Source organism: Methyloceanibacter stevinii, assembly GCF_001723355.1.
GTDB lineage: Bacteria > Pseudomonadota > Alphaproteobacteria > Rhizobiales > Methyloligellaceae > Methyloceanibacter > Methyloceanibacter stevinii.
This window is the reverse complement of the sequence record NZ_LPWE01000001.1, coordinates 40,632-65,660: the sequence shown is the minus strand read 5'-3', so window position 1 is coordinate 65,660 and position 25,029 is coordinate 40,632. Positions and strand designations below refer to the sequence as shown.

The window sequence follows — 25,029 nt, the reverse complement described above, 5'->3', positions numbered from 1 at the left end:
GAAAACGGAATGACCGTCACGATCTACCACAACCCGCGCTGTTCGAAGTCGCGCCAGACCTTGGCCTTGATCGAGGAACGGGGCGTTGAGCCGGTCATCGTTGAGTATCTGAAGACCCCGCCGAGCGCCGCCGACCTCAAGGCAATCCTGAAGAAGCTCGGGTTCAAGCCGCAAGACATCGTGCGAACGAAGGAAGCGCGCTACGCCGAACTCGGCTTGAAGGAGCGCAGTGTCACGGACGACGAACTGCTCGCGCTCCTGGCCGACAATCCTATTCTCATCGAACGGCCGATCGTGGTGACCGGCAACAAAGCGGCTATTGGCCGCCCGCCGGAGAAGGTTTTGGCGATTCTTTAGCGGGCGTGGCCACACGCGGCTCCCGTTCCGGCGGCACCAATTCGTCGGACGAGGCATCGCCGCCGCCGAACACTTTGACACCCGCATCAGGAACCAGATCGGGAAGACGATCACCGCGCCCAGAAGGAAGTAGCGGAAGCCCTTCTCGATCGCGGCAAAGCCATATCGTAGAGGCGCTGAATGAGGTCGCGCACAGTCTGGACGAGGTCGTAGGGGCTGAAGCCCAACGCCGCCAGGACGACGCCGACGATCAGCGATATGATCGCGAGTCGGGCGAGGACGAGAGCCGGATTGCCGCCAAAAAACCGTTCCATAAACACGCGTAGCCTCCGCATCGTGGGCGTTGCTTCAGGTCTGTAGCAAAAGTGGGGGGCAAAAGCCCGAAGATCAAGGCGAGAGCCCGCCGAGGGCGGGTGCGGCCCAGATGCGGGCAACCGAGGGATTCACGATAGTGAGCGCGCGAACGAGCAGACGGACAACGGAGGATGCATCGCATTCCTCGCCCGCGCTGCTGCCGAAACCGTTCGCGGACTGGTTCGCCTCGCGGGGCTGGCGTGCGCGTGCCCATCAGCTCGACTTGCTGGAAACGGTCGAGCGCGGGTCCGATGCGCTCCTGATTGCGCCGACCGGCGGCGGCAAGACGCTCGCGGGGTTTCTGCCGAGCCTGATCGATCTTGCGGGGCGCCCGCTCACCAAGCAGAGCCACGGCGTGCACACGCTCTATGTGTCGCCGCTCAAGGCGCTCGCGACTGACATTGCCCGTAACCTCGCAACGCCAATCGCCGAGATGGAACTGCCCATCCAGATCGAGACTCGGACCGGCGACACGCCGCAGTCCCGGCGCGCGCGGCAGCGCATCCTGCCGCCGGATATTCTGCTGACCACGCCGGAACAGATCGCGCTGATGCTCTCCCACAAGAGCGCGGCGCAGATCTTCGGTAACCTCAAATATCTCGTCCTCGACGAGTTGCATGCCTTGAGCGCCAGCAAGCGGGGCGATCTCCTCGCCCTCGATCTGGCGCGGCTCCGGTCGTTGTCGCCGGACTTGCGGGCAATCGGACTGTCGGCCACGGTCGCCCGCCCCTACGAGCTCTCCGCCTATCTCGTCCCCCAGCAGGACGGCGGTGCGCGCGCAACCCATTTCGCCGAGATTGTCACCGCCGCGGGCGGTGTGCAGGCGGACATCACGATCCTCAATTCCGAGGCGGATCTGCCCTGGGCCGGGCATTCAGCGCGCTATGCGCTGCCGGAAATCTACGAGGCCATCAAGGCGCATAAGATGTCCCTCATGTTCGTCAACACGCGCTCGCAGGCTGAGATGCTCTTCAACGAGCTGTGGCGCTGCAACGACGACAATCTGCCGATCGCGCTCCATCACGGCTCCCTCGACGTCGGCCAGCGGCGCAAAGTCGAAGCGGCCATGGTGGCGGGTAAGTTGCGGGCGGTGGTGTGCACCTCGACGCTCGATCTCGGCATCGACTGGGGCGATGTCGACCTTGTCGTCAATGTCGGCGCGCCGAAAGGCTCGAGCCGTCTGGCCCAGCGCATCGGCCGCGCCAATCATCGCCTCGACGAACCAAGCAAGGCGCTGCTGGTGCCGGCCAACCGTTTCGAGGTCATGGAGTGCCAGGCCGCGCTTGAGGCAGCACGAGAAGGTCAGCAGGATACGCCGCCCACGCGCCCCGGTGCGCTCGATGTGCTTGCTCAGCACATTCTCGGCACGGCCTGCGCGGAACCTTTTGACTCCGACTTGCTTTTTAAGGAGGTCACCAGCGCGGCGCCTTATCGCGATCTCTCTCGCGAGAGTTTCGATTCTGTCGTCTCTTTTGTGGCAACCGGAGGCTACGCGCTCGCGAATTACGACCGCTACGCCAAACTGAAACGCACCAAAGAAGGCGCCTACCGCGTGGCTCATCCGCGTATCGCGCAACAATACCGTCTGAACGTGGGCACAATCGTCGAGGCCCCCATGCTGCGTGTGCGGCTGGCGCGGCTCAAGGGCGGCGCACTCAAGCCGACAGGCGCGCTCGCGGGCGGACGTATCTTGGGCGAGGTCGAGGAACACTTTATCGAGCAACTCGCCCCGGGCGACACGTTCGTGTTCGCAGGCGAGGTGCTGCGTTTCCAGGGCTTGCGGGAGATGGATGCCATCGTGACCCGCGCGCACGCCACCGACGCCAAAGTGCCCGCCTATGAAGGGGGGAAGTTCCCGCTCTCCACCTATCTTGCCGAACGCGTGCGCCTCATGCTGGCGGACCGCCGTCACTGGACGAAACTGCCTGAGCAGGTGTCCTACTGGCTGAAGCTACAATCGGCCTTCTCGATCGTTCCTAACGCGCAGGAAATGCTGATCGAGACCTTCCCGCGCGGACAGCGCTACTATCTTGTCTGCTATCCCTTCGAGGGCAGGCTGGCACACCAGACGCTCGGCATGCTTCTCACGCGCCGTTTGGAACGGGCAGGCGCGGCGCCGCTCGGGTTCGTCGCCAACGAATATGCGCTCGCCGTCTGGGGCCTCAACGACATGAGCACGATGATCCGCACCGGGCGGCTCAATCTGAGAGAGCTGTTCGACGAAGACATGCTCGGCGACGACCTCGACGCGTGGCTTGCCGAGTCCAACCTGATGAAGCGATCTTTCAAAGTCTGCGCCATCATCTCCGGCCTGATCGAGCGCCGCCATCCGGGCCAGGAAAAGTCTGGCCGCCAAATGACCGCCTCGTCGGATCTCGTCTACGACGTGCTGCGTCAGCACGAGCCCGACCATGTGTTGCTGAAGGCGGCCTTTGCCGACGCTGCGACCGGGCTGATCGATTTGCGCCGGCTGGGCGAATTCTTGAAGCGTATCGGCGGACGAATCAGGCATAGTGAGGTGAGTCGCGTATCGCCGCTTGCTGTTCCTGTCATGCTCGAGATCGGGCGAGAAAGCGTTCCGGGTGATGCGGGCGACACCCTGTTGCGTGAGACCGCCGAAGAACTCGTTGCCGAGGCCCTGGGAGAGGAGGCTTCGATCAGCGGGAGGCAGAGCCTGGGGGGGAGCATGCTGCACGCTAGACTTGATCTCATGCCAGAGACCGCGCCGACATTGCGGTCGCGTCTCACCATCGGAAAACATTCATTTCAGCCGCTCGTGGCGGGGGCCCTTTATTGGCCGGAGCAGGATGCGCTGCTCGTCGCCGATCTTCACTTGGAGAAGGGCGCTGCCTTGGCCGCCCGCGGCATGCTGCTCCCGCCTTACGATACGCGGGCGACCCTGTCGCGACTCGGCAAGCTCATCGAGGCGCTCGATCCGCAACGCGTCGTCGCGCTTGGCGACAGCTTCCACCGCAGCGAATGCGCGGACAGGTTGGTTGACGACGATTTCGCGAGGCTGCGGTCGCTGCAGAAGGGCCGCGACTGGTTCTGGATTTGCGGCAATCACGATCCGCATCTGCCCGAGAGCGTTGGCGGGACGGTCTGCGGGTCGCTGACCATCGAAGGCGTCGTGTTGCGCCACGAGCCGTCGGAGGAGGCGACAGGGCCGGAGATCGTCGGCCACTTGCATCCCATCGCGCGTATTTCCCGGCGCGGCACAGTCGTTCGCCGCCGCTGCTTCGCGAGTGACGGCAGCCGCCTCGTCATGCCGGCGTTCGGCGCCTACACGGGAGGGCTTAACGTCATGAACGAGGCCTTTAAGCCACTATTTTTCTGGCACCAGCTCGAAGCCTGGATGATGGGGCGGCACGCGGTTTATCCGGTTCTCGGCAGCCTGCTTCTTCCCGACTAGACGCCCCCGGTGCCGGACACTTCTTAGTCTTTGCGGAAGGCGAACCAGCCCATGAGGCCCGCGAGCACCGCGATGGCGATTCCGAGAAGACCGTAAAGAAACGGCTGGTGAAGGGCGAGATTGTAGATCGTCGCCTCCATTCCGGCCTTGTTGACCTCCAGCGATCCCTTCGTCTTGCTCGCGAGGTTCCCGTCCCGAAAGAGATACACTTCCACCCGGTAGCGGCCCGTCGGGACGTTCGCCGGCAGGGCCACCGTCGCGCGAAAGAGGCTGCGGCCGATGAACACCACACCGGAATCATCTTCCGTATACAGATTCCTCTCTTCCATCAGCCGGATCAGGGCGGATTCGAAGCTCTGTTCCTGCGGGCTGCCGGCGGTCTCTCGTCCGAAATTGAGCTCCGATAGGCCAATATCAAGCTCCTTCAGGGTCTCGTTCGACGCGATGGCGCGGACCGGGCGCGATGACAGGACTGCGTAGAAGCTCGGCGCGTCCGAATAGGTCGCACTCGGACCGTTCACCCAAATACCGCCCACGCGTGTCTTCCGCCGGATTGTTATGGGATCCGTGGGGCCGCGCACCAGGGCGATCACATCGTACTTCCCGTAGGTCGGCATGCGGGCGTCGCTGAAATCGATACTGCCGAAGATCAGAATCTCGACACCGCTGAAGTTCGACTGGATCGCGACCTCGCGCGTAGAAATATCCGCAAGCACCCTTTCGTGGCTTGTTCCTGGTTTGAGGACCGGTGCAGGCGGCGCAGCGTCCTGGCCGTGCGCAGGACGGGCGAGAAATGCCAGAGTCAGAAGCGCGGGGATGAGCAAGGTCGTGCGCATCTCAACTCCCGACCATCGGAATGATGCTGTAGAGATCGGCCGGACGCACCACCAGATCGATCAGGATCCGCGCCGCAACGCCAAGCACCATGAGCGCCAGCAAGGCGCGGAGCTGCTCGCCGCGGAGCTTCTGTCCGGCCCGTACGCCGAACTGACCGCCAATGACGCCCCCCACGATCAACAAGACCGCCAGGAGGATATCCAGCGTGTGATTGAGCGTGGCATGGAGCAGCGTGACGAGAGCGGTCACGAAGATGATTTGGAAGATCGATGTGCCGACCACGATATTGGTCGGCATGCGCAGGATGTAGATCATGGCGGGGACCATGACGAAACCGCCGCCCACACCCAAGAACGCCGCGAGTAGCCCGACGAGCGCGCCGATCACGAGCGGCGGGATTGCGCTGATATAGAGCCGCGAGCGCGGAAAGCGCATCTTGAACGGCAGGCCGTGAATCCAGTTGTGCTGGCCCGACTTCCGTGCGGAGACGGTCTTCCCCGCCCGCTGACGCCGCATCACGTTGACGCTCTCCCAAAGCATCAATGCACCGATGGAGCCGAGGAAGACGACATAGGTGAGGGAGATGATAAGGCCGGCCTGACCGACGCCACGCAAATACCGCAGGAGGAGCACGCCGATGAGCGCTCCCGCGACACCGCCTGCGATGAGGATGGCCCCCATGTGCAGATCGACATTGCCGCGCCGCCATTGCGCGAGAGTGCCGGATACCGATGTGCCGACGATTTGATTGGCGCCGGTGGCCACGGCGATGGCCGGCGGAATGCCTGACAGCATCAAGAACGGGGTGAGAAGAAATCCGCCGCCGACGCCGAACATGCCCGATAGGAAGCCAACCGCCGCACCCAGACCCAGCATCACCAATAGGTTCACTGAAATCTCGGCAATCGGCAGATAAATTTGGAACATCGGTTGATCGGTCAGTGGGCGGGCGCTCGTGCACCGTGTTCGCCGCAGGTCGGCGAGTCAATGCGCCAAGCGGGAGAAGCCGCATTTCTCACCGAATTTCGGGCGGAAGTGTGGACAGGTCGTTGTATGACCAAGGGGCGTCCCCCTTAGCTTGCGAGCGCCTCGAGCTGCGTGACGAGCGGAATAGTGACCTCACCGGTCTGAGCGAGCCCGTTCCGCTCTTGGAAGCGCTTGACGCCGGTGCGGGTCTTCTCGCCGGCAAGGCCGTCGGGAACACCCACATCGTAGCCCAGCTTGTTGAGCAGGGTCTGGGCCCGGCTCACCAGCGTGGCCCCCTGGGGCGTCTTGGTTCCGGCGGCAGAGGTCGCCCCGCTGCCCCACGAGTCCGGCTCGGTCACGGAATTGGCTTCGGGCGCCGTCGCCTTCGCCTTCCGCGTGGCAACTCTGCCGTCGATGGTAAGGATCGTCTTCGGCGAAAGCTGAGCACTGACGATGTCGCGGCGCTTCTGCGCTCCATGTCACCCTGATTGCCCGCAAGGACATACCACTTGTAGGCTTCGGCGAGGTTCTTGGTCTGGCCCAGGCCGTGCTCGGCCAGGATGCCGAGATTGAACTGGCTGTCGGCAAGGCCGCGCAGCGCCGCTTCGCCGTACCATTTTGCTGCAAGAGCGTAGTTCGGCGTTGCGCCGCCGCCGCCGCTCACGCTGACGGCGAGATTGTGCATTGCTTTGACGTTGCCGCGTTCGGCAGCGGCGAGATACCAGCTGCGAGCGGTATCGATATCGGCGGTTACGCCGATGCCACGCTCGTACATGGTGCCGAGCCGGTATTGCGCCGGGGCGAGTCCGCTCCGCGCGGCGCGCTCCATCCACTCCGACCCCGTCTTCGGATTGGCCGCCACGCCGGTTCCGTCGATATACCGGGTGCCGATGACGTATTGCGCGATCGGGTTGCCGCTCGCAGCGGCTTCACGAATGGCCCTCGACCCGAGGGCTTCCGGCGGCACCGGACCTTTCACGGATGTTTTCGTCAACTGCTCGGCCAGCGCTACCTCTGTCGCGGACGCGGGCTCTTCAACGGAGAAGACCACGTCGCTCGGAAGCGAACCCGTATTGTCGGACCGCAGCGACGCGAGTTGGGGCGCCGGTGTGACGCCATTTGCGGGAGCCTTATGGCTCGGCGACTTGGGGATGTCCGTCACGCCAGGTTCTGCTTTGCCGACGCGATCCTCCATCGGCAAGAGCCCGGGCACGGAAGTGGTCTCAGGGACGGGCGCAAACCCGAACATTCCCGACTGCTGATCGCCGGGCAGTTCCTCCATAGGCGCATCCATGGGCGCTTCCATGGCGCCGCAGGGACCGTCTGGTTGGACGCTTCGGGTGAGGGTGCCTCGCCGCTCGGCAGCGCCGCTCCGCTTTGCGGAATCGCGCGCGTGTCGTCGGCGGATTTGGATCCCAGCCGTCCGTACAGGAGGAGCGCGCTGATCGTGAGAAGCACCGCGGCGGAAATGATGAGATAAGGCCGTTTCCGGTTGCGGCTCTGGTCGTCCGCTGCGAGGTCGACGCGCGGCTCGCGGCGCACCGGACGCTCCTCGCGGCTTTCGGCGAGGGCCGCAGCCTGAGCGGCCGCGGCCTGGGCCGTCGCCGCGCGCTGCGGCAACATATCCTCAGAGGCCCCGCTCTCGCGCGGATCGTCCGCGCCCAGGTCCTGAGCGGCCGCTTCCACATGCGGGGCCCGGGCGCGTTCGAAGGCGGCCAGAAGATTGCGCGGTTTCGCATTGGCGGAGGTCGCATCGAGCCGGTTCCGCAGCGTCTCCTTCACGCGCATCTCGGCCTCGTCGGCGCTTGAGCGCGGCGGGCGCGCCGCTGCTTGGGTATTGGGGCCGGCGTGGGTTGGCGCGGTTGTTGCGGCGCCGGTTGCGCCTGCGGTGCAGGCGCAGGAGCAGGAGCCGTTTCCTGCACAGGCGCGGCCGGCTGGGCCGCCCTGGCTACGGGTTCGGGCTGAGTGGGGACCGGCGATCCGCCGGGTATCGACCGCTTGCGTTCGGTCTTTGCAACGAATGGATTGGTCTGAGGCGATCGCGCCACGGGGCGTTCGACTTGCTGCACGAGCTGTCTCAGCGACTCGTGAACCGATTGCAGCGTGTTGTTGAGCTTGTCGTCGGCCTGGCGGGTGGTGTCGCCCACGGCGTTCAGCTCGCGCTGCATGGCCTCGAGCCGGTCGGTCGTCTTTTGCGAGTCGTCCGCGACGAGGCGGGCGGCCTCGACCGCAGCCTTGGCGGCAATCTCCTGAAGCTGCCCCGCGTCGATTTCGGCCGGTTTGGGGGGCGTGTCCTTGGTCTCCAGGCGCGAGAGAAGCTGGACCAGGCGCTCCTCGACACCGCCGAGGCGGCCGAGCTGTTCCTCGGCGCGGTTCAGTTGCCGTCCCATGTCGGCGATTTGCTGCTCGACATGCTCCAGGCTGCCCGGCTCGGCGCGGCATCGAGAGATTGTGCGATCTGGTTGCCGACTTCTTCGAGGCGCGCATTCAACGCTTCGATCGTGCTGCTCGGCATGGCCGCGCCGATCGATTGTTCCAGCCGGTTTGCCATCTCGGTCAGCCGGTTGTCGAAATCGGCAGAGGCAGAGACGGGCTTGGACTCCCAAGGCCATTCGACGGGCGGGGCAAGCTCGGGGGCAAGATGATTGGTGCTGCGGGCGTGCTGGATCGACTGGGCGAAGGGGCTGGGCGCCGGCTCCTCGTGGGTTATCCCGTAGGGCTTCTCGTCGAAATCGCCCCGCATGCCGCCGGTGATCGCGCGGCCCAGGCGTTCGAAGTCGTCGAGGTGCGTCCTGGGCTCGGTCTCCAGCCGCTTGGCCAGACTGCTCACCTGTTCGTGCAGCCTGTCGAACGTATCGGCGTTCTCCGGCGTGCTCGTGCTGCGCGCCGCATTCGTGGTCTGCGACAATTGATCGAGGCGGGAATGAAGTTCGTTGAGGGCCTGGCCGTAACGGCGTTCCGTCTCCTCGACCCGGTCCACCAGACGCAGCAGCAGTGACTCGACGGTGCGCTGATCCATCGGTTCGGCCAGAAGCGCATCCATTGAGGACTTCAGCGACGGGCTGCCCGGTGTCTCCCAATGACGCTCGGACCACCGATCGCCGGTGATGTCGTCTTGCCCCCCGCTGCTTGCGGATGTTTGCCAACCTGCGTTCGAAGCCATACCGTTCCCCATGAATTAGCGGCCGTTTCCGCTCCCCAAGCGGCTGTCGGCACGACCGCGGTGGCACTTCCGCAGCGGTCCATTGGACGGTGGCAAGTCAGGGTAAATTTTCTCTTAAGGATTGACCGATATTGGGACAGGCCGGTCGTTTAGTCGGAACAAGCGAGGGGAGCGTCTGTGGCTGGTTTGGAAGAGCGGAGCCATGTCTTGACCGTGCCGACGCGCGGGAAAGGCTTTGTCAATTTCACGCGGGCGGTTGCCGCATGGCTGGAGTCGATCCGAGCTCAAGGCGGTTTGCTGACGGTCTTCGTGACCCACACGTCGGCGTCACTGACCATTCAGGAAAACGCCGATCCGAATGTGCGGGTCGACCTGCTGGACGCGCTCGAGCGGCTTGCCCCGGAGGACCACCCCTACGTCCACCACGAAGAAGGGCCCGACGACATGCCGAGTCACATCAAGTCGATGCTGACCTCCGTGAGCCTCTCGATCCCCGTTCGCGAGGGGGCAATGACACTCGGCATTTGGCAGGGCGTCTATCTGATCGAGCATCGCACCTCACCCAATAAGCGCCAGGTGGTGCTGAGCTATATCGGCCGTGTGGGCGAGTGAGGGTCAGTCGCCGGCGAACATCCGCGTTTCTGCGATCAGGGCGTGAACGATGCCCGGTTCCGTCATCGCATGTCCGGCGTCGGGCACAATGCGCAGTTCCGCCGTGGGCCAGGCCCTCGACAGGTCAAACGCATTTTTCATCGGCGTGACCACGTCGTAGCGGCCATGGACGATCGCGCCGGGGATGTCCGTCAGGCGGTCCGCATTCTGCAACAGCTGATCGTCCGCCTTGAAGAAGCCTCGGTTGACGACGTAGTGGCATTCGATCCGTGCGAGGGCGAGGGCGTAGCGGTCGGCCGTCAGATAACGCGTGCGGTCGTGGTCCGGCAGAAGCGAGAGGGTTCGTCCCTCCCAGGACGTCCACGCACGGGCCGCTTCGAGTTGGACGGACCGGTCCGAACTCGTCAGCCGTTTGTAGTAGGCGCCGATCATGTCGGCACGCTCTTCTTCCGGAATAGCGCTGGTGAAGTCGGCGAACGCCTCCGGGAACAACCAGTTGCAGCCGTCCCGATAAAACCATTCGAGCTCGGACCTCCGCATGAGGAAGATGCCCCGCAGGATTAGTTCGCGGACCCGATCCGGGTGCGTTTGCGCGTAAGCGAGGGCAAGCGCCGATCCCCATGACCCCCCGAACACCTGCCAGCTTTCGATCCCGAGATGGTCGCGCAAGGCTTCGATGTCGGAGACCAGGTCCCACGTCGTGTTGTTCTCGAGCGAGGCATGGGGATGCGACCGGCCGCAACCGCGCTGATCGAACAGTACGATGCGGTAGAGCCGTGGATCGTGGAAGCGGCGCATGACGGGCGACACACCTGCCCCAGGGCCTCCGTGGAGGATGACGACGGGCTTGCCGATTTCTGAGCCGCACTCCTCGAAGTAGAGCTCGTGTCCCCCGGACACTGGAAGACGGCCCGTACGAAAAGGGGCGATCGCGGGGTAAAGATGAAAACGTTGTGGCTCGGTCAGGTTATCCAAGCTGATCCTGTTGTTCTGTCTTGTTCTGCGCGGCCGAGGCTTGTGCTTCAGCCTGGTCGTAGAGGGTTTCGCCGTCGGGGCGGCGCATCGCCTCGAAGAAAGCGGTATCCGCCGCCTTGGCCGCGGGGCCATAGAGACTGGCGCCGATGCCGCCGACGAGGGCGAGCAAGGCCGAGACGAGGCTCGCCGCCGCCGTTCCAGCCGCGGTGTCAGCGATACCGACGAGGCCGCCCGCAATGAGGCACAGAAGCATAAAGCCAAATCCCGTCGCCATGCTCGCGAGCGCTCCCCACAGCGTGCACCGTTGCCACCAGGTCGACAAGAACAGGGCAGGGAAGAACGTCGCGGCTGCAAGCGCAAAGGCCGTCACCATGTAGCTCAAGGCGTCGACGTCGGCGATGAACAGATAGATCGCCGTGATCAGCGCGGTACCGGCGATGGCCGCCCAAGCCAGCAGAAGGCGAGGCAGCACGATCGGCTGCGGATCGATCGAGCGATACAGATCGTCCGACAGGCTCGCGCTGAGCGTGAAGAGGTGAGAGCCGGATGCGGCGAGTGCGACCGCAAGTCCGGCCGCGGCCATCAGCGCCGTGAGGATATAGGGTAGCGCCGCGAGTGTAGGCAGCGCCAGTGCGACCCCGTCGCGCGCGACGAGGAGGTCGCTGAAACTGATCGATCCGTCCCCATTCAGGTCCGTGGCGCGCAGCAACTGGAGCGCGCTTAGATCGTTGAACCAGGCCGGTAGACCTTGCGTGGGGATGAGAACGATATCTCCGAACATCAAGACCTTTGCGAACACGACGAGGGCCGGCGCCGTCATGGCGAAGAGGGAGACGAGCAGGAGCGCCCAGGCCGTAGATCGGCGCTGGTCTGCGACGGACGCGGTCACGCCGCTCCGGGCCAGCAGGCTGGGCAAAGCGGCCGTGCCGAGCGCGAAACAGACAAACACCGCGAAGAAGCCCGCCTCCGAGATCGTGCTGAAGGCCTGTAGAAAGGGCGTCACGGCGGCGACCGGTTCGTGACCGGGGAAACCCGCGACCGCGCTCGGACCGGCCGCGCCAACGCCGGCCGCAGCCTCCGCGTTCCCCAGGGAGCCGAGTAGTCCCCCATAGGTGAATTGCGGCGCCGGCAGGTTGGTCAGGACCACCGCGACCACCGTCAGCGGAATGGCGAGGCCGAGGCTGCCCGTGATGAACTGGGCGCTGCCCGACCATGTCAGGGCGCGCATGCCTCCGAGAATTCCCGTCGCGGCGATGAACACGACCACGATCAGCACGGCCACCCAGTGGGCCGCGGGCAGGAAGAGCGAAAGCACCATGGCCGCGATCTTCGCTTCGGCGGCAAGCAGGAGAAATGTCGGTGCGATCAGGAGCGCGCTCGCCACCATGCGCGTCAGCGGCGAGCGAAAGCGCAGGCCGAAATAGGCCGGAAGCGTGTATGCCCCCACGCGCCGCAAATACGGCGCAAACAGCACGGCGGCGAGCAACAGACCGCAGACCCAGCCAAGACCGATCGCCAGACCGTCGAAGCCGACGAAGAACAGCGCGCCCGTATAGGCGAAGAAGCCGGTTCCCCCGACGGTGATCGCCGCCATGAGGAACCCGTTATAGATCTGCGGAACCCGGCGCCCCGATGTGAAGAAGTCCTCGATGTTCAGTGTGCGGGCCGCGACCGCGATAGCCATGTAGAGGATCATCGGCATCAGGATCATCAGCCGCGCGATCGATCCGCCGCCCCATCCCAATTGCTCCGCCATGGCCAGCAGGATCGCGAGCGAGACGAAGGCGCTGGCGACGATCCCGTAATAGGCGCCGAGATGAGGGTTCGGCGTGCGCTGGCGTGATTGCAGAGCCATCGCCTAGGTAACCTCCTCGTTCATGCTGCGGGTCAGGTCGATCCGTTCCTGGACGCGCACGTACCAGAACGTGACGAAGACCGCGAAGAGGATGAGCCCCTGAGCGAGCAGATAGAAGCCGAGCGGGAAGTTCAGAAACCAGATGCGGTTGAGCGGAATCGCGTAGAGGATGGCCACGACCACGGCGAACAGCACGACCGACACGGAAGTGATTGCGACAGCCAGCGTCCGCAGCTGGTGACGGTCGCGGGCCGCGTTCTCGATCTCAATATCGTGCTGCGCGTCCTGGTCGGTGTTCTGCGTCGTCACGCGTCCTGCCCCGTTGCGTGGTTGAGGTGCCGCCGAGACCGCCTGCCGTCAAGGCACGGAAGCCATACCGCCGCGCGGCGGTACTTTGAATGCACTTAGCAGCCGGGCCAGCCAATGCAAACCGTCCTTCGCCAACAACGAGGCCAAATTGCGGTTGGCGCGGGCGACGGACACCGCGCGATGCTGCGTTCCGGGAAGGGGAGCCGCGCCTACCAGGTCAGGCGCATGCCGCCTCTGGCGCTGATGCCTTCCGTCTGATCGGCGAAGATATAGTCGATCTTGGCGAACACGGCGGTCTGGGCCTCCGGGTTGAAGAAGTTCACGCCGCCCGACACTTCGCCCCAAACCTCGTCCGGCTTATCGGTGAAGACGAAATCGGTCCCCCGTGAGGTCAGCGTCGCGCTGTGTTCCCCGGAAAGCAATCCCCAGAAGCTGCCCGTCACGAACGGCTCGAAGGTGGTGCCTTCCCAGATCTGCGACGACGTGCCCATGCGCAGGCCAAGGCGACCGCGCACCTGTTCGTCGTCGGCGAAGTCGATGCTGTTGCCCTGGTGGGAGAAGTCGTCGACATGCGTCCATGAGATCGCGACCGTACCGAGCGGTTCGACGAACGGCCCGTCCTTCAGACCGCCGAAGCGGTAGCCGCTGTCCATGCGAAGACCGTAGGTTTGCGTGTCAAGGGTCTCGGGATACTCGACCGACGCCGTCGGCTCGACCGTGCCGAAGAAGGCCTTGAACAACGTATCGAAGAAGAATCCGCCGCGCAGATAGGTCGCGTAAGCGCCCGCTTCCAAGGTGCTGATCTCGAACGAGCGGGCAATGGCATCGTATTCGAGCGACGATTCCACGGCGCCGCCGAGGACGCCGAAGACGAGCATGTCGTCCGGCGACAGGATGTCTTCCTTGCCGAAGTCCACACCTGACTCGACCTGCCAAATGTCGAGATCCCGTCCCAAATCGTAGCGGTAGGTCCGGCCGTTCGCCTTGGTCGTTCCGTTGTCGTCGAGATCGAGCCAGGTGCCACCGCCCCGGGCCCAAACGGCGGGAACCAGGTCATACAGATCCTGACAGCGGATCCGTTCCTGAGGATTGTAAATGTCGTCGCACACCGATCCGCGCGCCAGGACCGCGCGCAAGTCGACTGTCTGGTCGAACCACGTCTCCGTCGATTGATGGAAGACTCGTGCGTGGCAGTGATGATATGCGGAATAATATGGGAACCGCCGCCGGCGTGGCTCTTCAGGTCGAAGCGTCCGCTTCCCGTCGGCGTGAACACCAGGTCGTAGTCGAAGAAGCCCGCATCGATCGGCTTCTCGAGGTAGAAGTTCGACGCGTTCACGTTCCCGTCCACGTACACGACGGGAATGCCTTGGCGGTTGAGCTGGCCGGGTCCCGGATTGACGTTGTTGACCTTTAGGCGCGTGCGCCCGGTCGTGGTGCCTTCGACGGTCAGCGTATCGGACTTGGATCCCGGCCCGCCGAGGAACGCATCGACGCCCAGCGTGGATTTGCCGGAGCCGCTGAACCGCAGGTCGGTCCCTCCTGGCGTGTTCGACATGGTGAAGGAATCGCCGGTTGTCCCGTCGACCATGGTGATGAGGCCCATGTTCCGAAAACGCTCGAGGCCGGTGAAGCGCGTGTCTTCGTTCGAGAACTTGGTCGCGGTGCGCAGCGTGCCGCCAGCTTCGTTGATGAAGAGATCGGAGCCGCCCCGGAAGCGGCTGGTGTCCCGCGCGTGAACTCACCGCCCGCCGTGTTCGTGAACGTGTCGCTGCTGTTGGTCAGATCCACGAAACCAGTGATCAGCCCAGAGTTGTTGATGGATGTGCTGGCGCCGGCGGTATCGATAGCTAGTCCCGATCCCGCCGAGATGTCGCCGCTATTGTTGATCGTCGTCGAGGTCGCGCTGTAGCTGTAGAGGCCTGCCGTCGATCCGAAAAGCTCGCCGCTGTTGTTGACGGTGATCTCCGATCCCGGACGGAGGGAGACGGCCGTGATGCCGTAGGCGAAGCGCCCCTCGGCGCGAATGGACCCGGAATTGTTGATCGTGATCTCGCTGCTCCGGCCGGGGGCATAGACGCCGGTAAGGGCATAGATGCCGTCAGCGAACGCACCTTTGGCCAGAACCTCACCGCTGTTCGTGATCGTGATGTCGGAGTTGCGCCAGTTCGTGGTCGCGTAGATACCCTCCGCCGCAAAGCCGGTTGTCGTGACTTGGCCGGTGTTCTTGACGTTGATCGATGAGGCGGGGCCGAAGGTCGTGAGGTTCATGCCCTCCGCGTCAAAGCCTCGGGTGAGGATATCGCCGGTGTTGGTGACCGAGATGTCCGCGTTACGGTCGTAGGTCAAGCCGAAGACGCCCTCGGCATTGGTGCCGCGCGTATCGATAGTGCCGCTGTTCGTCACCTTGATGTTGCTGCGCCGGTCGAAGGTCGCCGAGACAATGCCGTATGCGTTCCGGCCGCGCGTGTGATTTCGCCGGCGTGGTAATGGTGACGTCGCTGTCTCTTGAAAACGTCGCGCCGTAGATGCCGTCTGCGGCATAGCCGACCGTGGCCACCTGGCCGTTGTTTTGGATCGACACAGAGCCGGAGATGCCCCCGGCCGCGGCATGGATGCCGGTGGCGTAGCCGCCGGCGGTGGCGATGCCCCCCGAGTTTGTAATGTTGACCGCACCCGCCGTGGCGGCCAGCGCGTAGATGCCATAGGAGAACAGCCCAGCCGTTGCGATGTCGCCGGTGTTGGTGATGTTGATGGCGCCGCCGAGAGCCGTCACCGCAGAGATGCCGGCGGAAAGGCCGCCTGCTGTAGCCAAATCGCCCGAATTATTGATGGTGATGCGGCCGCCGAGCAGCGTGGTCGTCAGGATGCTGGCTGCCCCAGGCCCGAGCGTGGCGAAGTCCCCCGAGTTCGTGAAGGTGATATTGGCGAAAGGACCGACCGTATTAATGAAGGCGCAATTGACGGGAAAGATGCAGTCGTCCGCGTTGTTGATGTTCACCGAGAACAGCGACGCGGGAACGTTCACGGCCTGCTGCGCTTGGGCAGCGCTCGTCGAGACCATGAAGGTCGTCGCGATCGCCGTTCCGGCCAGAAGAAGGCGCCGCCGCATCCCGTCCACGCCGGAATGGCTGGTTGTGCCCGCGCGGAAGGCCCCTGTGCGGCGAACCGCCGTTTGACGTTCCATGATCCCCCCCGGAAACTGTCGGTACGACCGGAGCAAAATGGCGGAAAAGTGTGATCGGGACTAGGGGAAGCCTCCAAATGCTCCACAGTCGAATGCTGATTCACGGCAGGCGTTGCTGGAAAGAAACAGTTTTTCTCGTGCGCCCGCGCCGGAGATTCTGTTCGCGAAGCGCCCGGTGAAAGAAAAATGTCCTGCGTTTAGGGTTTCTCAGGAACAATTTTGCACTAAAGGCGGGATATGGACATTTGCTGGGGAATGATTTTTCAGTAGCGCTTCTTATTTACGGGGCCTGCCGCCCTCTTTGATGAGGCTGGGGCCGGGGGCCTGGGAACCAGGTTTCGCCCGATCTCATGGCGGTCTTTCAGGCGTTTACGATTGGCAGTTTTGCGGACTTGCGGGGCGGGCGGCCGCCCAGTACACGGGCCGTTCTTTTTCAACCTCGACGCCTTTTGGAAGGTGGCTTGAGACATGTTTATCAACGTGCGCATGCCGGACGGTTCCACGCACCGCCTCGAAGCCATGGAGGGGTGGCGTGTGATGGAGGTCATTCGCGACTGGGGTCTGCCTATCAAGGCGGAATGCGGCGGCGCCTGCGCGTGTGCGACCTGCCATGTCTGGGTGGCGGATAGTTGGGTCGACAAGCTCGTCCCGCCGACCGACGAAGAGACCGAGATGCTCGACGGGGCCTTTTCCGTCGACGACCGGCGCTCGCGGCTTTCCTGCCAGCTCCTGATGCGCCCGAGCTCGACGGGTTGGAAGTCGAGCTTGCGCCCGAAAGCATTGCCGACATTGCCGACAACACGGCAGCGACAGGAACCTCTGGATGATGCGGACCTTCCCCATCTTCGTCAGCTTCGATGGCAAGCCGCCGCTCGTGGTCGGCGGGGGTCCTCTTGCGGCCATCAAGACGCGTCTGCTCCTGAAGCGGGCCGGGCACGTCGATGTGGCTGCCGAGACGCTGAGCCCGGAGCTGTCGGACCTCGAGGCCGAGGGCAAGGTTGTCTTGCAGCCGGCCCATCCGGGCGCGGATCAAATTCGCGGCCGGCCGTTGGTGATTTCGGCCACCGAGATCGACGGCGAGGACGCCCGTATCGCCGAGATCGCTCATAGCTTGGGCGTGCCGGTTAACGTCCCGGACCGGCCGGCTCTTTGCACCGCTGTGCTGCCCGCGATCGTGGATCGCGGCGAGGTTACGGTGGCGGTCGGCACATCGGCCGCCGCGCCGGTCCTGGCTCAGCGCCTGCGCGCCTGGCTGGAGAATGAGTTGCATCCCCGGCTTGGCGACCTGGCCGAACTCGCAGGGCAGTTTCGCCATCGCGTGGCCGAACGTCTCGCCGAGGGGCCTGAGCGGCGCCGGTTGTGGGAGAGGATCTTCGATGGGCCGGCCGCTCGCGCCATGCTTCACGGCGACGAGGACGCCGCCCGCAAGCTGATCGACCACGAGATTGAAACCGCCGCTTTGGCCGGAACGGGCGAAGCCCCGGAGTCGCAGGGCCGCGTTCTTCTCATTGGCGCCGGTCCCGGTGACCCCGAGCTTCTGACCGTGAAGGCGGTCCGGGCGCTCAAGGCCGCCGACGTCGTCTTCTACGACAAGCTCGTCGGCGACGGTGTCTTGGAACTGGCCCGCCGCGAGGCGGAACTGGTTTCCGTCGGCAAGGCGAAGGGAGCCCATAGCGTTCCGCAGGCGGAGATCAACGCGCTGTTGGTGGCGCGCGCAAAGGCGGGGCACACCGTCGTCCGGCTCAAGGGCGGCGACCCCTTCATCTTCGGCCGCGGCGGCGAGGAACTCGACGCGCTGCGCGCCGAGGCGATTCCCGTCGAGGTCGTGCCCGGCGTCACGGCCGGTGCAGCGGCAGCGGCGAGCCTGCAGATTCCGCTGACCCATCGCGACGTGTCGCACACGGTCACGTTCCTGTCCGGCCATGAAGCGGGCGGGAAGGCGCCGAGCTTCGAACATCTCGACTTGAAGGCCTTGGCGTCCGGCAACAACACGCTTGTCGTCTATATGGGCGTCACAACAGGCGCGGTGATTGCACAGCGCCTCCTGGACGCCGGATTCCGCGCGGCACTCCCCGTGATTGCGGTGGAGAACGCGAGCCGCGCGAACGAGCGCCGCGTCGCCACTACGATTTCCGCGCTGGCGAACGATGCTGGCAGCGTTGGGCTGAAGAGCCCCGCCGTTCTTATCTTCGGGGAAGTTGCCGGGCTTCCCGCGGCCGGGGCCGTTGACACGATTTTGGCTCATGAGGAGGTCGCGCGCGCCTATGCCTAGCGTCGTTACAGCAAACCGTTTGGACGACGGCATTGTCGTCTATCTCGCATCGGGTGGTGCGTGGACGGAGGACATTGCCGAGGCGGCCCGTGCCGAGGGCGAGGACGAGGTCAAGGCGCTTGAGGCGACCGCCGAGGAGGCCGTCCGCGAACGGCTCGTCATCAGCGTCTATCCGATGCCGATCGAGGTTAAGGACGACGGCACCGTCGATCCCATTTCCGTGCGCGAACGCATTCGCGCGTCCCACCGCACGACACTGACAAAGGACTGGTACGATGTACCGCTATGATGAATTCGATCACGCCTTCGTAAACGAGCGCGTCGCGGAGTTCCGCGACCAGGTCGGACGGCGGCTGACCGGCGAGCTCTCGGAAGAAGAGTTCCGCCCCTTGCGCCTACGCAACGGGCTCTATCTGCAGCTGCATGCCTACATGCTGCGGATCGCGGTCCCCTATGGCCAGCTCTCGCCGCGCCAGATGCGGCAGCTCGCGATGATCGGCCGGAAGTGGGATCGCGGCTACGGTCACTTCACGACGCGCCAGAACATCCAGTTCAACTGGATCAAGCTCGTCGACGTGCCCGACGTGCTGGCCGCGCTGGCTGACGTCGAGATGCACTGCATTCAGACAAGCGGCAATTGCGTGCGCAATGTCACCTCGGACCCGTACGCGGCCGCCGCGAACGACGAATTGGAGACCCCGCGCGTCTGGTGCGAGATCCTGCGCCAGTGGTCGACGCTGCATCCGGAGTTCAACTGGCTGCCGCGCAAGTTCAAGATCGCCGTCTCCGGAGCCGCGGAGGACCGCGCGGCCACGGCGTTCCACGACATCGGTCTGCGCATCGTGCGTGGCCCGAACGGTGAAAATGGCTTCCGCGTCCTCGTCGGCGGCGGCATGGGACGTACGCCCTATGTGGGTCAGGTGATCCGCGAGTTCCTGCCGAAGGAGCATCTGCTCTCCTACGTGGAGTCGATCCTGCGCGTGTACAATCTGCTCGGCCGCCGGGATAATCTGTACAAGGCGCGCATCAAGATCCTCGTGAACACGCTCGGTATCGAGAAGTTCCGCGAAGCCGTCGAAGAGACTGGAACGCGACGGCTAAGGCTGGCAATCGATCTTCCCGAAGACGAGGTTCGCCGTATCGCGTCCTATTTCACGCCGCCCGATCTGCCGGAGCGCGCTCCGCGCAACGAGGCCCTTGCCGCGCGCCGCGAGAGCGACCCGGCCTTCGCGACTTGGTACCGCAACAACGTGCTGCCCCATCGGGTGCCGGGCTATGCGTCCGCCGTGATCTCGCTCAAGGAGCCGGGCCGGACGCCGGGCGATGCCTCATCCGACACGATGGATATGGTGGCCGATCTCGCCGAGCGTTTCGGCCATGATGAGATCCGGGTCAACTACACCCAGAACCTGGTTCTGCCGCATGTGGCGCTGGCGGACATCCCCGCGCTCTACGACGCGCTTGCGGAAGCGGGGCTCGCGGTCGGCAACAACGAGTTGCTCGGCGACATGATCTGCTGCCCGGGCCTGGACTACTGCAACCTTGCGAACGCGCGGTCGATCCCCATCGCCAAGGAGATCGCCAAGAAGTTCGAGGATCCCGCGCGGCAGGACGAGATCGGCAAGATCCGGGTCAACATGTCCGGCTGCATCAATGCCTGCGGTCATCACCACGCCGGCAATATCGGCATCCTCGGTGTCGATAAGAAGGGTACGGAGCTTTATCAGATCACCCTTGGCGGCAGCCCCAAGGATGACGCCGCGGTCGGCACCATCATCGGTCCCGGCTTCCGCGCCGAGAAGGTCCCGGAAGCGATCGATACGATCGTCGAGACCTATGTCGAAAACCGGAACGAGGGAGAGAGCTTCCTCGAGACTTGGCGCCGTGTCGGTGCAGCGCCGTTCAAGGAGGCTCTCTATGGTGCTCGTTGATTTGTCGACAGGCACGCTTGTCGCGGAACCCGATGAGCCTGCCACCGTATTGGAGCCGTCCGCGGATCACGAGACGCTGGTCTCGGCGGCGGGTGGCAATGCCGGTCCGATCGCGGTCCTCTTCCCGAGTTTCGCGGACGGGCGCGGCTTCAGCCTTGCACGCATGCTCCGGGACCGGCTCGGCTTCACCGGCGAGATCCGTGCGGTCGGCTCGCTGATTCCGGACCAGTCGCAGTTTCTGCTGCGGTCCGGTTTCGACACAGCCGAGATCGCCGATCCCGGCGCGGCCGAGACATGGAAGAAGACGCTCACCATCATCGGCCGGAGCTACCAGCCCTCGGCGCGCAACCCGCTGCCGCTGCGCTGGAACGCATCCGCCAAGGCCGCGGCGGAACTCGACCGGGCGCTCGCCGCGACGGACGATCTCGTGGAGCGCATCAAGCTGATCGCCGAACGCATTGAGGGCCGCATCGCGTTCTCGACGAGCGTCGGTCTCGAGGATCAGGTGATCCTGCAGGCCATCGCCAAGTCGGGCGTAGCGAAGTCGGGCGCCGAGATCGATGTCTTCACGCTCGATACCGGCCGGCTGTTCCCGGAAGTGCTGGAAACGATCGAATTGTCCGAGCTGCGCTACCGCACACGCATTCGGCTTGTCGCGCCCGATGCGCGCGAGGTCGAAGAGCTCGTATCCCGCGACGGCGTGTATGGCTTTCGCCAGTCCGTCGAGAACCGGAAGAGCTGCTGCGAGGTGCGCAAGGTCCGTCCCCTGAACAGGGCCCTGCAGGGCGCGCAAGGGTGGATCGCCGGTCTGCGGCGCGAGCAGTCGCAGGCGCGTGCGGACGTGCCGCTGGCCGAATGGGACGCGGAGCGTGGGCTGATCAAGATCAACCCGATTGCCGACTGGTCCGACAAGCGCCTGAACGACTACATCGATGCCAACAATGTCGTGGTCAATCCGCTGCATGCGCAAGGCTTCGTCTCGATCGGCTGCGCGCCGTGCACGCGCGCGATCGAGCCCGGCGAGGATCCACGCGCGGGCCGCTGGTGGTGGGAGGCCGAAGACAAGAAGGAATGCGGGCTGCATGTGGCCGAATCCGAACGCTCGGCCGTGCCAGTCGCACACCGGGAGAAGGCCGCATGACCGCGCTGACATCACACCTCAAGCTTCTCGAAGCCGAGAGCATCCACATCTTCCGGGAGGCCGCGGCGCAGTTCCGTGCCCCGGTGCTGTTGTATTCGATCGGGAAGGACTCGACCGTCCTGCTGCATTTGGCGCGGAAGGCATTCTGGCCCGCCAAGCCGCCGTTCCCGCTGCTTCACGTGGACACCACGTGGAAGTTCCGCGACATGATCGCGTTTCGCGACCGGACCGTTTCGGAGATGGGGCTCGATCTGATCGTGCACACCAATCACGACGGAGCGGCCAAGAACATCAACCCGTTCGACTATCCGCCGTCTGTCTATACGGACATCATGAAGACCCAGGCTCTGCGCCAGGCGCTCGACAATGGCGGCTACGATGCCGCGTTCGGCGGAGCGCGACGCGATGAAGAGGCCTCGCGGGCCAAGGAACGCGTGTTTTCGTTCCGGGCCAGCGGCCATAGCTGGGATCCGCGCTTGCAACGGCCCGAGATGTGGCAGCTGCTGAACGGCCGTCTCGGCAAGGACGAAACCGTCCGGGTCTTTCCGCTGTCGAATTGGACCGAGGCGGACGTGTGGCGCTACATCACGCTCGAGAAGCTCGACCTCGTGCCGCTCTATTTCGCGAAGGAGCGCCCGACGGTTGAACGCGACGGGCAGATACTGATGGTCGACGACGAGCGTATGCGGCTCAAGCCGGGTGAAGAGCCCGTGATGCGCAGGATCCGCTTCCGCACGCTCGGGTGCTATCCGCTCACCGCCGCCATCGAGTCCGAGGCGACGGATCTGGACGCGGTCGTGACCGAGACCTTGGATGCGCGTGTGTCGGAGCGGGCGGGGCGCCTGATCGACCATGACGAGGCCGGTGCGATGGAGATGAAGAAGCGCGAGGGGTACTTCTAAAATGAGTTTGGTAGCGCTCTCCGAAACAGAAGCCGCGCAGCCGGTCCTTCAGCCCGGCGACAAGTCCGAGGCCATGTTGCGGCTCCTCACCTGCGGCTCCGTGGACGACGGCAAGTCGACCCTGATCGGCCGTCTCTTGTGGGATGCGGCCGGCGTGACCGACGATCAGCGCGCGCAGATCATGCATGCCTCGCACGCCCGTGCCGTCAACGGGGAACGCATCGACTTTTCGCTTCTGCTCGACGGCCTCGTGGCTGAACGCGAGCAGGGAATCACGATCGACATCGCCTGGCGCTATTTCGAGACCGAGCGCCGCCGCTTCGTGATCATCGACTCCCCGGGACACGAGCAATATACCCGCAACATGGCGACCGGCGCCTCGCATGCGGATGTCGCCATCCTGCTGGTCGATGCGCGCCACGGCGTGAAGCGCCAGACGCGGCGGCATGCGGCGATCTGCAATCTCGTTGGCATCAAGAAGGTCATTCTCGCCGTCAACAAGATGGATCAGATCGATTGGTCCGAGGAACGCTATCGCGCGATCGAAGAGGATTTCCGCTCGCTTGGGGGCAATTTCAGCTTTTCGGACGTCACCTCGATTCCCGTCGCGGCTCTGACAGGCGCGAATGTCGTCGCCCGGTCCGAAGAAATGCCGTGGTACGACGGGCCGACGCTTCTGGAATATCTCGAGAGCGTCGAAGCCAGGACCGAACCCGAAGACGCGCCGTTCCGGATGCCGGTGCAGATGGTGTTGCGGGCAGCGAACGACTTTCGCGGTTATGCGGGCACGGTGACGTCGGGCACGATCCGTGTCGGCGACCGCATCGTGGATGCGCGCAGCGGCCTTGGTGCGACTTTGCAGCGCATCTCGACCATGGACGGCGATCTCGATAGCGCGTCGAGCGGCGATGCGGTCACGCTCGTGCTCGATACCGATCTCGACATTTCGCGTGGTGCCGTGCTGACGGAAACGCAGCGGCGCCCTACCAACGCCGATGTCATCGAGGCACGGCTGGTGTGGCTCTCCGAGAAGCCGTTCGATCCGGAGGCAGGTTACCTGCTGCGCACGGCAACGGATCTGACGCCTGTCACATCCGTAAGCGTCTCTACACTGATCGATTTCGAGACGCTTTCTTCCACGCAGGCCCATACGTGTAGCATGAACGACATCGCCGACTGCCGCGTTCTCCTCGGCCGGTCGACGGCATTGGACCTCTTCGGCGATCTTCCGCTGACGGGCAACTTCGTCCTGGTCAACGCACTGGACGGCGCCACCGTCGCAGGCGGCGTGATCACATGGGTACAAACTGGTGCGGCGGCCGTTGGGGACAACGTACTGGTGCTTGACCGAGCCCGGCTGTCTGGCTTATGCGCGGACCTTGGCGATTCTCCGGAGGACAGGGCCGAATATGATCGACGTGCCCAAGAGGTGGCAATTCTGTTACGGTCGGCCGGCGTTCCGGTGCTGATTGAGACCGATCGCTAAAAAGCCGTTGGATCCGTCTCGGTCCTGATCGTGCTGGATAAGTCGGGGGAGGCCCTCATAGATGATTGATCTCAGCGGGGTCATTGCCCTGCTGCCCCTCGCTGGTGCCGGATTCGGCGTCGGCTTCTTGGTGGGACTGACAGGCGTTGGCGGCGGCGCATTGATGACGCCGCTGCTTATTTCGAGTTTCGGCGTTCCGCCTCCGTCGCGGTGGGTACGGACCTCCTCTATGCGTCGGTGACCAAAACGGTCGGCGGCTGGCGGCACCATGTGCAGGAGAATGTCGACTGGCCGATCGTGCTGCGGCTTGCGATGGGCTCGCTGCCGGCGTCGATCATACTGTTGGCCATCATTGCCTATGTGCCGTTGGACACGGAAGCCATGGCGGGGTGGATCCGCTACGGCCTTGCCTTCGCGCTTCCCGTCAGCGCGGTGGCGATTGTGCTCTATCCGATCATGATGAAGTCGCATGCGAACGGCAAAGACCCGGAAGGCCCGCCCCAGCACGCCGCTCTTACGGTGCTGTTCGGCGCCGCTCTCGGACTGCTGGTCACGCTCACCTCGGTCGGCGCCGGCGCCATCGGCGTGGTCGTGCTGGCGCTGCTGTTCCCGGCCCTTCCGGCCAAGCGCATCGTCGGATCGGACATCGCTCATGCGGTGCCGCTGACGCTGGTAGCCGGCGCAGGCCACCTAGGACTGGGCCATGTGGATTTCGGGATTTTGGGAGCGCTGCTGGTCGGGTCGATCCCAGGCATCTTGCTCGGCACGCGCCTCGCAGGTGTCGCACCGGACTGGCTGCTCCGGCCGCTGCTCGCGATCACTCTGTGCTACGCAGCGTATGCGCTCCTCACCAAGTAAGGTGTGAGACGCCCGCGCCCAGCGGTCATACAAATCGTGACCTAAGCAACCCGTTGCTCGGGCTCGATGCCGAGATACTCGTCGACGTTCTGTCTGGCTGCCGCTAATGCCTCCTCGGGCGTGGACGAAAGCGTCCGCAAGGGGGACATGGCCAGCATCGGAAGATCGTCCCGTGTAGGGATGATGTTCGCGCACCAGTTGGACCATTCCTGACGAAGCCGGATTTCATAGCCTCGGTATTGGGACTTATCGCTTACCATTGTCGCTACCTCCGCGATTCACGTCCCCCGTGTTTCAAGACATTGGGATTGTCACCGAACTTTCAATAGGATTGGCCCAGGATCGCACGGACGGCAGGGCTGGAGGCGGGGATCCGGCCTCTATGGTTAAGTATGACTTATCAAGGCGTTAG

Annotated in this window: 24 protein-coding genes and 4 pseudogenes; 12 read left to right on the top strand and 16 right to left on the bottom strand. The window is 64.3% G+C overall.

What is annotated here, in order from left to right:
* Window positions 1–9 precede the first annotated feature (9 nt).
* Entirely contained in the window at window positions 10–357 is a 348-nt protein-coding gene (gene arsC, locus AUC70_RS00335) for an arsenate reductase (glutaredoxin) (protein ID WP_069443064.1), read from the top strand.
* Between the two features lie 78 nt (window positions 358–435).
* Here arsC and AUC70_RS00330 read toward each other — a convergent pair.
* Window positions 436–692: pseudogene (locus tag AUC70_RS00330) on the bottom strand (DUF6460 domain-containing protein); the annotation flags it as partial.
* 89 nt (window positions 693–781) lie between these two features.
* Between AUC70_RS00330 and AUC70_RS00325 the strand changes: the two are divergent.
* Window positions 782–3,352, top strand: a pseudogene (locus AUC70_RS00325) (ligase-associated DNA damage response DEXH box helicase); the annotation flags it as partial.
* 45 nt (window positions 3,353–3,397) lie between these two features.
* Entirely contained in the window at window positions 3,398–4,123 is a 726-nt protein-coding gene (pdeM, locus tag AUC70_RS17650; protein WP_342021934.1) for a ligase-associated DNA damage response endonuclease PdeM, read from the top strand.
* A gap of 23 nt (window positions 4,124–4,146) precedes the next feature.
* Here pdeM and AUC70_RS00320 read toward each other — a convergent pair whose 3' ends face one another.
* The 7 genes from AUC70_RS00320 to AUC70_RS00290 form a co-directional block, all read right to left on the bottom strand.
* Complete coding sequence (locus AUC70_RS00320; RefSeq protein ID WP_083241104.1) at window positions 4,147–4,959, bottom strand: TIGR02186 family protein; 813 nt, start codon at window positions 4,957–4,959, stop codon at window positions 4,147–4,149.
* Window position 4,960: 1 nt separating this feature from the next.
* Window positions 4,961–5,887 (bottom strand): sulfite exporter TauE/SafE family protein, encoded by a 927-nt coding sequence (locus AUC70_RS00315; protein WP_069443061.1) that lies wholly within the window; start codon window positions 5,885–5,887, stop codon window positions 4,961–4,963.
* Between the two features lie 146 nt (window positions 5,888–6,033).
* Window positions 6,034–6,285 (bottom strand): peptidoglycan-binding domain-containing protein, encoded by a 252-nt coding sequence (locus tag AUC70_RS00310; RefSeq protein ID WP_069443060.1) that lies wholly within the window; start codon window positions 6,283–6,285, stop codon window positions 6,034–6,036.
* Window positions 6,282–7,088: a tetratricopeptide repeat protein gene (locus AUC70_RS00305; protein ID WP_158007310.1), complete on the bottom strand. Its 807-nt coding sequence runs from the start codon at window positions 7,086–7,088 to the stop codon at window positions 6,282–6,284. The genes AUC70_RS00310 and AUC70_RS00305 overlap by 4 nt, the downstream gene beginning before the upstream one ends.
* Entirely contained in the window at window positions 7,085–7,708 is a 624-nt protein-coding gene (locus AUC70_RS16930) for a hypothetical protein (protein ID WP_206599281.1), read from the bottom strand. The genes AUC70_RS00305 and AUC70_RS16930 overlap by 4 nt, the downstream gene beginning before the upstream one ends.
* Entirely contained in the window at window positions 7,705–8,316 is a 612-nt protein-coding gene (locus AUC70_RS00295; RefSeq protein ID WP_069443057.1) for a hypothetical protein, read from the bottom strand. Before AUC70_RS00295 ends, AUC70_RS16930 begins: the two co-directional genes overlap by 4 nt.
* A complete protein-coding gene (locus tag AUC70_RS00290; RefSeq protein WP_141701860.1) occupies window positions 8,301–9,089 on the bottom strand; it encodes a hypothetical protein in 789 nt (262 codons plus the stop codon). The genes AUC70_RS00295 and AUC70_RS00290 overlap by 16 nt, the downstream gene beginning before the upstream one ends.
* Window positions 9,090–9,266: 177 nt before the next feature.
* Here AUC70_RS00290 and AUC70_RS00285 point away from each other — a divergent pair, with 177 nt between their 5' ends.
* Window positions 9,267–9,701, top strand: coding sequence for a secondary thiamine-phosphate synthase enzyme YjbQ (locus AUC70_RS00285; RefSeq protein ID WP_083241100.1), 435 nt, complete (start codon window positions 9,267–9,269; stop codon window positions 9,699–9,701).
* A 3-nt stretch (window positions 9,702–9,704) separates the two neighbouring features.
* Here AUC70_RS00285 and pip read toward each other — a convergent pair whose 3' ends face one another.
* From pip to AUC70_RS00250, 7 genes and pseudogenes are all read right to left on the bottom strand, one after another.
* Window positions 9,705–10,667 carry a prolyl aminopeptidase gene (gene pip, locus AUC70_RS00280; RefSeq protein ID WP_069443120.1) on the bottom strand — a complete coding sequence of 321 codons (963 nt, stop codon included), beginning with the start codon at window positions 10,665–10,667 and terminating at the stop codon, window positions 9,705–9,707.
* 1 nt (window position 10,668) lies between these two features.
* The gene (locus AUC70_RS00275; RefSeq protein WP_069443054.1) at window positions 10,669–12,531 is read right to left on the bottom strand and encodes a solute symporter family protein; all 1,863 of its coding nucleotides are present in this window, start codon (window positions 12,529–12,531) and stop codon (window positions 10,669–10,671) included.
* A gap of 3 nt (window positions 12,532–12,534) precedes the next feature.
* The gene (locus AUC70_RS00270; RefSeq protein ID WP_083241098.1) at window positions 12,535–12,840 is read right to left on the bottom strand and encodes a DUF4212 domain-containing protein; all 306 of its coding nucleotides are present in this window, start codon (window positions 12,838–12,840) and stop codon (window positions 12,535–12,537) included.
* Window positions 12,841–13,049: 209 nt separating this feature from the next.
* Complete coding sequence (locus AUC70_RS00265; protein ID WP_158007309.1) at window positions 13,050–13,949, bottom strand: autotransporter outer membrane beta-barrel domain-containing protein; 900 nt, start codon at window positions 13,947–13,949, stop codon at window positions 13,050–13,052.
* A 179-nt stretch (window positions 13,950–14,128) separates the two neighbouring features.
* Window positions 14,129–14,398, bottom strand: a pseudogene (locus AUC70_RS18695) (autotransporter outer membrane beta-barrel domain-containing protein); the annotation flags it as partial.
* Window positions 14,290–15,246: a hypothetical protein gene (locus AUC70_RS17645; protein ID WP_069443051.1), complete on the bottom strand. Its 957-nt coding sequence runs from the start codon at window positions 15,244–15,246 to the stop codon at window positions 14,290–14,292. The pseudogene AUC70_RS18695 and the gene AUC70_RS17645, both read right to left, overlap by 109 nt.
* Window positions 15,173–16,027, bottom strand: coding sequence for a hypothetical protein (locus tag AUC70_RS00250; protein WP_069443050.1), 855 nt, complete (start codon window positions 16,025–16,027; stop codon window positions 15,173–15,175). The genes AUC70_RS17645 and AUC70_RS00250 overlap by 74 nt, the downstream gene beginning before the upstream one ends.
* A gap of 468 nt (window positions 16,028–16,495) precedes the next feature.
* Here AUC70_RS00250 and AUC70_RS15880 point away from each other — a divergent pair.
* The 8 genes and pseudogenes from AUC70_RS15880 (at window position 16,496) to AUC70_RS00215 (ending at window position 24,617) form a co-directional block, all read left to right on the top strand.
* A pseudogene (locus AUC70_RS15880) lies at window positions 16,496–16,854 on the top strand (2Fe-2S iron-sulfur cluster-binding protein).
* Window positions 16,851–18,299 (top strand): siroheme synthase CysG, encoded by a 1,449-nt coding sequence (gene cysG / locus AUC70_RS00245; protein WP_083241097.1) that lies wholly within the window; start codon window positions 16,851–16,853, stop codon window positions 18,297–18,299. Before AUC70_RS15880 ends, cysG begins: the two are co-directional and overlap by 4 nt.
* Complete coding sequence (locus tag AUC70_RS00240) at window positions 18,292–18,588, top strand: DUF2849 domain-containing protein (protein ID WP_158007308.1); 297 nt, start codon at window positions 18,292–18,294, stop codon at window positions 18,586–18,588. The genes cysG and AUC70_RS00240 overlap by 8 nt, the downstream gene beginning before the upstream one ends.
* On the top strand, window positions 18,575–20,230 hold the full coding sequence (locus AUC70_RS00235; RefSeq protein ID WP_069443048.1) for a nitrite/sulfite reductase: 1,656 nt from the start codon (window positions 18,575–18,577) through the stop codon (window positions 20,228–20,230). Before AUC70_RS00240 ends, AUC70_RS00235 begins: the two co-directional genes overlap by 14 nt.
* Complete coding sequence (locus AUC70_RS00230; protein WP_158007307.1) at window positions 20,217–21,371, top strand: phosphoadenylyl-sulfate reductase; 1,155 nt, start codon at window positions 20,217–20,219, stop codon at window positions 21,369–21,371. Before AUC70_RS00235 ends, AUC70_RS00230 begins: the two co-directional genes overlap by 14 nt.
* Window positions 21,368–22,273: a sulfate adenylyltransferase subunit CysD gene (cysD, locus tag AUC70_RS00225; RefSeq protein ID WP_069443047.1), complete on the top strand. Its 906-nt coding sequence runs from the start codon at window positions 21,368–21,370 to the stop codon at window positions 22,271–22,273. Before AUC70_RS00230 ends, cysD begins: the two co-directional genes overlap by 4 nt.
* A gap of 1 nt (window position 22,274) precedes the next feature.
* The gene (locus tag AUC70_RS00220) at window positions 22,275–23,759 is read left to right on the top strand and encodes a GTP-binding protein (RefSeq protein ID WP_069443046.1); all 1,485 of its coding nucleotides are present in this window, start codon (window positions 22,275–22,277) and stop codon (window positions 23,757–23,759) included.
* A 210-nt stretch (window positions 23,760–23,969) separates the two neighbouring features.
* Window positions 23,970–24,617 carry a sulfite exporter TauE/SafE family protein gene (locus tag AUC70_RS00215; RefSeq protein WP_244505428.1) on the top strand — a complete coding sequence of 216 codons (648 nt, stop codon included), beginning with the start codon at window positions 23,970–23,972 and terminating at the stop codon, window positions 24,615–24,617.
* Window positions 24,618–24,658: 41 nt separating this feature from the next.
* Here AUC70_RS00215 and AUC70_RS00210 read toward each other — a convergent pair whose 3' ends face one another.
* Window positions 24,659–24,877: a hypothetical protein gene (locus AUC70_RS00210; RefSeq protein ID WP_069443045.1), complete on the bottom strand. Its 219-nt coding sequence runs from the start codon at window positions 24,875–24,877 to the stop codon at window positions 24,659–24,661.
* Between the last annotated feature and the right edge of the window lie 152 nt (window positions 24,878–25,029).